This window comes from Denitratimonas organivorans (assembly GCF_037478135.1).
Classification (GTDB): Bacteria; Pseudomonadota; Gammaproteobacteria; order Xanthomonadales; family Xanthomonadaceae; genus Denitratimonas.
Window position 1 is genome coordinate 1 of record NZ_JBBHDV010000026.1, and the last position, 2,407, is coordinate 2,407.

The window sequence follows — 2,407 nt, forward strand, 5'->3', positions numbered from 1 at the left end:
TACAGGGGGCATCTGGCATAGCGTGTCAATCAGCCACCCACTGACGCATCCACGGTGAGGTGGGGTGAGCAAAAAGTTTACAGGTGGCGGCGACCTACATCGCCGTGCCCAACTCGCCATCAACCTTGGGCAGCGTCGGATGAACGCGATGGCATTTTCTCAGTAGGCCGCTGCATCAACGGGTGGTGTTCATTTGGACGTACTCGGTTGTTGCTGGCCCAACTCGTCACGCCTTGAGACGCGTCGCGTTTTCGAGCAGCGCTTTGACATTCTCCTTGCGGCACGGCCCGCATTCGCGCTTCCTTTGGCTCTGAACCGACATAAGCCGGTCTAGTCGCGGAATCGTGTTCTGGTAGGTATCGGCTTCGGTGCTGAGCGCGTTAATGCGCCAACCACCGTCCCAGGCCATTTGGCCTGGGGCCAAAATCGATGAGCCGTCGTTGTTCCCCCGATCGACAAGTTGCTTGAAGCAAGCTGTCGTTACTTGCCTCGGACCCTAGGTCCGTCCTCGTCAGCCACGGCCTGAATCCGTGCGCGTCCTCTTGCGTGCTCTGTACGCATCCCTCGCCCGTATCGGGCTATTTCCTCCTACCTGTCTTGTACCGGCTTCCAGCACCGGGCGCACTGCTGTGCGCGAACGCGTGGTGAAACGAATTAATTAAACGTGAAAGTGAAGGTGACTTCTGAATATGAGTAGAAACCCACAGGAGAACTGCAATGGAAGGTATCGAACGAATTAAATCAGCCCGTAACAATGAGTTGAAAGTAGGCCAGCTTTATACATGGGACGGACATGCACTTGTGGCGGTCCCACCTTCGGAACAGGTCAAGGTACCGATAACACTCGAGGCTATGGATGCTGTGAGGAAGGTGCGATCTCAATCCACTCGGGAAGGGTTTCGCCCGTGTTTGATGGTCACCGCCAGTTGGATGCTCTTGGCGGCCTTGTCCGAGGTCGAGGATTTGCCCGATCAGGTCATTGATTACGGCCTCTCCGTCTACGCAAAGCTGAGCCGGCGAAAAGATCGCTCCTGATCTGTTTCGCCCTTCGTGGCCATACACATGTCTTGTCGCATTGGTGCAGCTGGCCTGCATCGGTCGACATCCGAGGCTGCGACATCCCGTCCACCGGTGGCAGGTGGAAGCGCCGGGATGACATGAAATTCGAGGCGTTGTCGGAGCGCCTTGCCTCGCCGTAGGGCGAGCCTTCCCGAGGAAGGGCGAGCTGGTGCCAGAAATGGGGCCAGGTCAGCGCACACACCCTTTGAAGTAGAGCCAGGTCGCAAGACCGAACGCGCACGCCATTTAACCCATTCATTCAACGAGGAATTGACCATGACAGGCCATACCACGATTACCGGCGGCTGGAAGAAAACCCTCACCGCTGTTCTGAAGGACCACAACGGCAGGCGCGTCGATGGTGATAGAGCCAGTGACGATACCCGCCGCAAGCGCGGCCAGGTCTTGATGCAGGGCTTCGCGCAGCTACGTGATATGAAATTCAGGCTTAACAATGTCCGCCAGTTCAAGGGCCGACACATGCAAGCCCTTGTCGATCACTGGGTCGCCGAGGGGCTGTCGCCCTCGGTGATCCAGAACCGGATCTCCATCTTCCGGACTTTCTGCGGTTGGCTCGGCAAGCCTGGGGTGATCCTCGCCTCCGTTCACTACGTGACCGATCCCAAGCATGTCACGCGCTCCTCCATCGCGACTCATGACAAGAGTTGGTCGGCGCAAGGGATCGATCCGGTAGCGGTCATGGATCGTGTTCGCCAGATCGAACCGTGGGTCGCGATGGCATTGGTTCTGCAATGGACGCTTGGCCTTCGGGTGAGGGAATCGCTGATGTTTCGCCCATGGGTGGCAGATCTTGGACAGGTCGTGGACGTTACTCGGGGCACCAAAGGCGGACGCCAGCGCACCCTCAAGATCACGGAACCCGGACAGCGCAAAGCGCTTGATGACGCCAAGATGTTCGTATCTGGCCCGGATGCTTCAATTGCACCGGAAGCTCTTACGCTCAAGCAGGCCAAAAACCGGCTCTATGCGGTGCTGCGCAAGGCAGGCGTCACCAGGCACAACGGCATGACTGCACATGGATTGCGGCATGAGTTTGCCAACGCCTATTTCGAAGCATTGGCCCGCTATCCCTCGCCTGTGCGTGGTGGACCAGCTCCGGTGGACCGGGCCATCGAGCGCCATGCACGCTTGGAAACCGCCGAAGCCTTGGGCCACAGCCGGGAGAGCATCACCACGCACTATCTGGGCAGATAACTGCCTGCTGGGCCAAACCGCCCATTTTTCTTGAGGATTCGCGTATTGGGCCATCGGTCAATCCGCTGCCATTGCACCAGCAGGATACGCGACATGCTGCGTCAATCACCAATGGCGATTTATTGCCCCTGGG

At 58.2% G+C, this 2,407-nt stretch carries 2 protein-coding genes; both read left to right on the plus strand.

What is annotated here, in order from left to right; genetic code table 11:
- Positions 1 to 717: 717 nt before the first annotated feature.
- Positions 718 to 1,035, plus strand: a complete 318-nt coding sequence (locus WDB66_RS15150; RefSeq protein WP_339399436.1) for a hypothetical protein — start codon at positions 718 to 720, stop codon at positions 1,033 to 1,035.
- A 300-nt stretch (positions 1,036 to 1,335) separates the two neighbouring features.
- Positions 1,336 to 2,274, plus strand: coding sequence for an integrase domain-containing protein (locus WDB66_RS15155; protein WP_339399437.1), 939 nt, complete (start codon positions 1,336 to 1,338; stop codon positions 2,272 to 2,274).
- The last annotated feature ends 133 nt before the right edge of the window (positions 2,275 to 2,407 follow it).

Excerpts from the sequence above, each read along its gene's own strand:
- WDB66_RS15150 (WP_339399436.1), top strand. The coding sequence starts at position 718 with ATGGAAGGTATCGAACGAATTAAATCAGCCCGTAACAATGAGTTGAAA.
- WDB66_RS15155 (WP_339399437.1), top strand. The coding sequence starts at position 1,336 with ATGACAGGCCATACCACGATTACCGGCGGCTGGAAGAAAACCCTCACC.